At 58.7% G+C, this 5791-nt stretch carries 4 protein-coding genes and 1 pseudogene; 1 reads left to right on the top strand and 4 read right to left on the bottom strand.

The window, feature by feature from the left end:
* Positions 1-952 precede the first annotated feature (952 nt).
* The 3 genes from AC0L3X_RS46395 to AC0L3X_RS46405 all read right to left on the bottom strand — a co-directional run bounded on the left by AC0L3X_RS46395 (position 953) and on the right by AC0L3X_RS46405 (position 3613).
* Positions 953-1588, bottom strand: coding sequence for a response regulator transcription factor (locus AC0L3X_RS46395; protein WP_063981922.1), 636 nt, complete (start codon positions 1586-1588; stop codon positions 953-955).
* A 642-nt stretch (positions 1589-2230) separates the two neighbouring features.
* Positions 2231-2437, bottom strand: coding sequence for a hypothetical protein (locus AC0L3X_RS46400; RefSeq protein WP_167768322.1), 207 nt, complete (start codon positions 2435-2437; stop codon positions 2231-2233).
* A 411-nt stretch (positions 2438-2848) separates the two neighbouring features.
* Positions 2849-3613, bottom strand: coding sequence for an outer membrane protein (locus AC0L3X_RS46405; RefSeq protein WP_063981924.1), 765 nt, complete (start codon positions 3611-3613; stop codon positions 2849-2851).
* Positions 3614-4645: 1032 nt separating this feature from the next.
* Here AC0L3X_RS46405 and AC0L3X_RS46410 point away from each other — a divergent pair.
* The gene (locus tag AC0L3X_RS46410; protein ID WP_084795037.1) at positions 4646-4909 is read left to right on the top strand and encodes a hypothetical protein; all 264 of its coding nucleotides are present in this window, start codon (positions 4646-4648) and stop codon (positions 4907-4909) included.
* Between the two features lie 641 nt (positions 4910-5550).
* Here the strand turns inward: AC0L3X_RS46410 and AC0L3X_RS46415 are convergent.
* Positions 5551-5791, bottom strand: a pseudogene (locus AC0L3X_RS46415) (hypothetical protein); the annotation flags it as partial.

Raw genomic sequence — 5791 nt, forward strand, 5'->3', positions numbered from 1 at the left:
AGCCGATCTCCAATCAGAGATCGATCATTCCTCGCTCGACGCCTTCAATGGAAGGTGGGACCGAAACAGCGCTTACGATAGTCCATCAGTGCAACCAACAAAACGGCCGTCGCCGGGTTGAGGTCAGCGACGGCTCTGTGTGAGTTCGTGATGATGATTATGCGCTAGTCGGGCCGATGATGGAGATTTGCGGTTATCGGGCCGTTTACTGAGACGCTGGGGTCTAGTCCGCCTGCCGCCGTCGCCGCCAATTAAGGCTTGTCTGGATGCACGTCAAGCCGGCACCCATTCGACTCCGACACCGTAATTTCTACGACCCGCCGCCTTCCACCTGTTCCCCATAGAGCCAAGTATGGACGCGCGACGATGGAATAAGTTGTTTGGGAGAATGCGGATTGATCGTGCCGGCAAATAGCGCCAAACCACCTAGCCTCGTTATAGCGAACGCCTTTGCTTCATGTTCTGTTGCAAACGTCTTTGTCCCGCGAGGGCTGCGGCTTTTTGGCAGGATGCCACGCTTCTGAGCTTCAAAGGTAACGTACCAAGTCGGCGTCATTTTACCCCCGGCTAGATCCCGAGTTCAAGCTTCGAGCCTTGTCGCACGCACATGCGCCGGACCATTCGCCGCCCATCGGCGGCCTAGTTGCAAACCACGTTGTCGCTCCTGCTCCGCGTCCCCGTCCTCGATCATCCAACGTTTAAGCGGCCCCGGCGAGGACTTGCGCCCGCCCCGGGGCCGAGCGCGCTGCCGCCGATCTTGGGGGCCTAGGGCTCTGTGAGAGATCTAAAAAGCGCGTTGTTAGACAATCACAGGCGGAGTGTTTGGCTATTGCACTTTGTGTCAATAGGAAGAGTTAATGCCTGATTTCACGGACGAAGACGCAGCCGAGTTTTGCTGGGTCCAATGAGCGCGTTACTCCTGTCAAACCGCTGGAACCGCTTATTGGTTCGTCTAAGGCAGGTGAGGAGACGGCCCGTTCGGGCGATAGCCCATACGCTCGGCAATGGCGACAAGTTCCGCCAATGACTGGACCTGCATTTTTTCCATCACCTGATGGCGATGTGCCTTAATCGTACGCTCGGTACAGCCTATAGCGTACGCGATTTGCTTGTTGATCTTGCCCTGAACCACAAGCTCGAACACTTGCCGCTCACGCGGCGTTAGTGCCGTGACACGAGCGCGAGCCGCATCCAGCTCCTCCTTTTTGGCGCGCGTGACTTCGTAACGAGCGAACGCGCACTCAATTGCGCGAAGTAGGTCGTCGGAAGATGCGGGCTTGATCAGAAAATCTTCTGCGCCCGCCTTGATGGCCTGTACGGTGGTCTGGATGTCGGGAAAGCCCGTAAAGAATATAATCGGCAACGTCGAACCGAGTTCGTATAATTGCGCCTGGAGCTCAGGACCGCTCACTCCCGGTAGTCGCACATCGAGGAGAATGCAGCCGGGTCTACAGTCGTCCGGTAGTCGATCCAACGACTGCTCAGCCGACGCATAGGTCGCCACTTCGTACCCGGCGAGTTTGAGGCGACGTTCGACTGCTATTCGGAAGGCACTGTCGTCATCCACAACATGCACAAACCCCAACACGTGACTCCCCAAGACTTACGTCAGCCGTGACCTAGAAGAGCGCAGTGACGAGCAGCAGCTCTCGCCCAAGCTCCGCCGCGATGAACCAGCGACCGATCTCATTCCGAGCAGGATATCCCACTACATGGGGAGGTAGGTCTGACGGTTTCTAACAGGAGAGCTGCGATTCTAGCACCGTGATTGTACGGGTCATGTCGGGCGGCGCATGAAGGCACGCTTTGCCCGCATGAAGGGAGAGGAAAAATTCTCGAATGCGCTATGTTTTAGAACGCTGCTTTCGATGGGCGAATTTGGAAACGAGTGCAGCTAGACTTGTGCCACGATCTAGAGAGTAACCTCGTGACCGCCAACGATGGGGGTACAAGGCGCTCGGTTCCGCATCGAGCGTACGTGCTGAGCCTAGGCTCGTGACAGACGCGCAGCTCGCCTTCGCGAAAGCCGCCAACGAAATGATCGGATACGTCCGATGGCGGAAAGCGCGCGCCTCTTTGCCAAAGTTGGCTTGCATGAACTCCAACGTCTGAGTTCGCATGTCGGGCCAGTGTAGACACTAAGCGAGCTCATCTTCGCGCGGGTTGCCGGTCCGATGCGGAGAAGTTTGCCGACGGGCAGCGACCGCCGGTCCACCACCGCTTGAACGACTTAAGTCAAGCGGCTGTCCGGTCCTCTGAAAGGATCGTGGTGCACTTCATTTGAGAACGAGACGATCAATAGTTCGAGCTTCGATTGCTCTTCACTCAAGCGCCTTTCGACAAACTGGCGCTCGACCTCTGTCACGCTAGTCTGCAATAAGTGGCGATAGCGTTGAATATTGTTGCGGTGTGCACGCGCCAACTGGTCGTCAATCATCATCGCCTTCCTTGACGCTACTGTCTCATTTCCTTTTTGCTTCATGGGTGAGGTGCCCCGAGGCAACATTCCTAGTCGTCGCTGGAGCAGAATATTTTTCCTCCCAACGCCGAAATTCCCCTTGGCCGGGGCTTTAAATCCTGGCCCTCCAATTCTTGCGCACTTAGATGACAGAAACAAGAAACGTTCGAAGGAACGTTCCCCGAATTTTTTTGCGATCTGTGAACCATTTCACAATCGCATCTGGTGCCGGTTCAATGTCGGCTGTCGTCGGTCAACCGGTGTCGAGCCGCACTTGTCTTGACCGCTGCTTCTGACCCTAGATATTTTAAGATGCAGCAAGCGCTTGGGATGGTTAACCCGCAAAAAAGCCCCGACGAACCGGGGCTTTGGCCTGCGCGACTGGTGTGATCAGTATCTCGCCGCGATCGGGGCACCGTATCCACCGAAGCGATAGTTCAGCCGAAGCGTGACCATATCCACATCTTGGCTGACGCCGCTCCCGGTCAGGGTGAACCCTCCGGGAGTAACCACGCCTGCGAAGCCGGAATTATCACGCCCCATCCAGAGGTGGTCGTATTCGATACCGAGCGACCAGTTGGGCGTGAAGCCGTATTCCCAGCCGACGCCCAGGGCGCCGCCCCAGCGCGTGTGGCCTGCCGAGGCCAAGCCGACACCGGTGATGTTGTTGAAGATATCGAAGCGATTGCGCGTCACGGCGGCGCCGCCCTTCACGTAGAATAGGGAGGCGTTCCACGCCCAACCGAGTTGCGCCGTCAACAACCCGATGCCGTCGATCTTGCCTGTGGTCGAGATCAATGGATCGATTAGACTGACGCGCGTGTTCTTGATGTTGGCCCAATCTCCCTGCGCTTCGAGGCCGAGCACAAACTGGTTGGTTTGCCAGCGGTACCCGATCTGTCCGCCCGCGAGGCCCCCGGAGCGATCGGCGCAACCACCTGCGACTGTTCCTGCGGGCGTCACGAAATCCACACAACCGTGGCTTTGCCCCCAACCGCCGTTAGCACCGATGTAGAAACCGGTCCAATCATAGATCGGCGCGACCACCGGGGGCGGGGCCTTGACGTAAGGTTTAGCAGCCAGATCAGCCGCTGACGCGGGTGCCGCCATGCTCACTGCCAGCAAGCCCACACCACTCAACAAGATCTTCTTCATTCTTTTCGCTCCATCCACGTTTCACCCGAACGAGCCGGCTGCGGGGTTCCGTCTTGGATTTGCGCACAGCGCGGGTCCGTTTCGGAGACGCCCCCTCGCGCTGGCGTGGGTAAAGGCTCGTGCCGTTGCCAGCGTCCATCGTCGGCGAGCGCATGCCTCAAGGTTGATTTAGATCAATAATCACACTCCGGAATATGGACCAGTTGCAAAAGGGCGGGAGACCGGGAGTTTGAGATATGGGTGAACGTTCGGAATCGATGGTCAGCCGTCGAGGCGCTCTTGCTCTTTGTGGATACGCAGCCGTGTTCGGGCTCGTGGCCTCGCCTGCAATTCTGGTGGTGTCAGATGCTGGCGCTCAGACCTCAACCGCACCGACCACGCCCGCAGCGCCTTCCACTGAGACACCGCAGTCGGGTACGGAGCGGCGTCAGGAACGACGCACGGGGCGCACCGAACGGCGTCAGGATCGACGGACAGGGCGAACAGAACGGCGTCAGGCGCGACGGACGGGGCGCACGGAGCGGCGCGAAGAGCGGCATGACGGTGCTGCCGAAGAGAAAAAGTAGCCGCGCGTCCACCAGCACGTCCCAAGAAACCAATTAGGAGCAAGAACATGAAAAATTCAACGGTGCTCGGCGCGGCCCTCGGTGCAGCGATGTTGTGCTTGGCGCCCGTGTCGTTTCACTGGTCACCAGAAGGGACTGTCGTTATCTCCGTCGAGAAAGCTGACGCTCGTGTCGGTCGTCCGCTCACACCTGGCAGCGTTGCGGGGGTTAATAGGCGAGTGCATAGACGCGCGTATCGGCGCGGGTACTATGGAGCTGCTGTAGGTGCGGCTGCCGTCGGAGCAGCGGCCACGGGAGCGTACTATCACCGCCGGCAATGCGGTTACTATCCATACCCCCCGTGCTATTGAGAGCGACGTCGCCTCCAGCGTTGACCTACGTCAACATCACCTAGTCTCCTTACCGCTCACAAACGCTTGGCCGCCCGGTGCATCTCCATCGGTTCGCGGCGAAAGGGAGGATCACCATGCATCGGACAAAGAGTCTCTCGATCAAGTCGGCGACAGTTGCCGGGATTGCCGCCAGCTTCCTGTTGGGGTTGGCGGGTCTCACGCTCAATCCAACGCCAGCCAAGGCGGTCGTGTATTGCCAGTACGTTGAATATCCGGTCGGGTGCGTTGCGAGGGCTGGCGTCGTGCTCAGGCCTCGTCCCGTGGCGCGCGCTGCGGTCCGTCATAACGTCGGCGGCAACGCAAATGGCGGCGTCAATCGCGTGGGAGTGCGGCGGTAAGGCACTGTTGGTCAGTGCCGCATTGTCGAAAAATGCAACCGCCTCAATTGCGGCAAGGGACTCAGCTATTGATTCGCTCGGTAATCCAGCGTTCGTCGGCTTGTCCAGCAGTCCCTTAGAACTCACACCTGGATCGGCCAACGATGGGGGTGCAAGGGTGCTTGGTCCCCCATCCGGGCGCCCTTGTGCTGAGGCCTAAGCCCCGCGCCAGACGCGCAACACGCCCTCGCGAAAGCCGCCGACGAAATGATCAGACGTATCCGCTGGCAGAATTTGGCTGAGATCATCGAACGAGCCGCTCACCATAGTCGTAAGCTCATGCGCCGAAGCATGCTCCGCCCAGCGGCGTCCCAATTGCAATCCGCGTTGCCGCTCAGCCTCTGCGTCCATCGTCTTAGCTACCCCACGTGTTAACCGGCCCCGGCGAAGTTGCTGACCGCGCCGGGGCCTTCTACGTTCTCGCCAATCTAAGAAAGCTTGGGGGCTGGAAAGATGGGCAAGGCGTGCCCCAGACAAGCAGAACCTGGGTGTTTGGCTAGTGCCCTTTGTGCCAATGCGACCGCAGGTATTGAGGTAGTTGGGGGCAAGAAGCTAAATGGAAAAATGTCAGTCACGATGCGGAGGGCCGGCATCCGTCAGTTCTATTGGCTGCCTCCAAGCGCACGCCCCAGTCGTTCCAGTTCAAGCGTGACGCAGAATAGCGCGAACAACGATACGACGAGTTGCAGTCCCCGGCGGAACATGAGCCAAAGATCGGCGCCCTGATTGATCTCCGGCAAATGTCTGAAGAACACGACACCGAATAGCGAGCCGCCGAAAATAAAGGCGAGACGCCCCAGAAACAGAAACAGGTGACTCAGGATCGGATTCGAGCGCGGAGGT

The sequence above is a fragment of the Bradyrhizobium sp. MI1.7 genome (assembly GCF_055811795.1).

What these genes read in the sequence shown, in the direction of transcription:
- AC0L3X_RS46410 (WP_084795037.1), top strand. Translation starts at nt 4,646, where the DNA reads ATGCATCGGACAAAGAGTCTCTCGATCAAGTCGGCGACAGTTGCCGGG.
- AC0L3X_RS46400 (WP_167768322.1), bottom strand. Translation starts at nt 2,437, where the DNA reads ATGATTGACGACCAGTTGGCGCGTGCACACCGCAACAATATTCAACGC.
- AC0L3X_RS46405 (WP_063981924.1), bottom strand. Translation starts at nt 3,613, where the DNA reads ATGAAGAAGATCTTGTTGAGTGGTGTGGGCTTGCTGGCAGTGAGCATG.